A 255-nucleotide genomic window follows, 5' to 3' on the forward strand; every position below is an offset into this window, starting at 1 on the left:
ATCAACGCCGTCAAGAACGTCCTCGGCGCCCTCGTCAACGGCGCCGCCGCGGTCTTCTTCCTCTTCGTCGCCGACTTCGACTGGACCGCCGTCCTGCTCATCGCCGTCGGCTCGGCGGCCGGCGGGCCGCTCGGCGCCCGGCTGGGACGCAGACTGCCGCCGGCCGCCCTGCGCGCGGTCATCGTCGCCGTCGGCGTGGTGGCCATCCTCCAGCTCGTGCTGGACTGACCGAACCGGCCGCGTGCGGGCATCAGG

General features: G+C 73.7%; 1 protein-coding gene. It reads left to right on the forward strand.

Going from position 1 to position 255, the window contains the following annotated elements; genetic code table 11:
• Positions 1–228: TSUP family transporter (locus QC029_RS31005; RefSeq protein WP_279559157.1), on the forward strand; the 228-nt coding region annotated here is incomplete at its 5' end.
• Positions 229–255 lie beyond the last annotated feature (27 nt).

This window comes from Streptomyces sp. DH37, assembly GCF_029813835.1.
Taxonomy (GTDB): Bacteria; Actinomycetota; Actinomycetes; order Streptomycetales; family Streptomycetaceae; genus Streptomyces.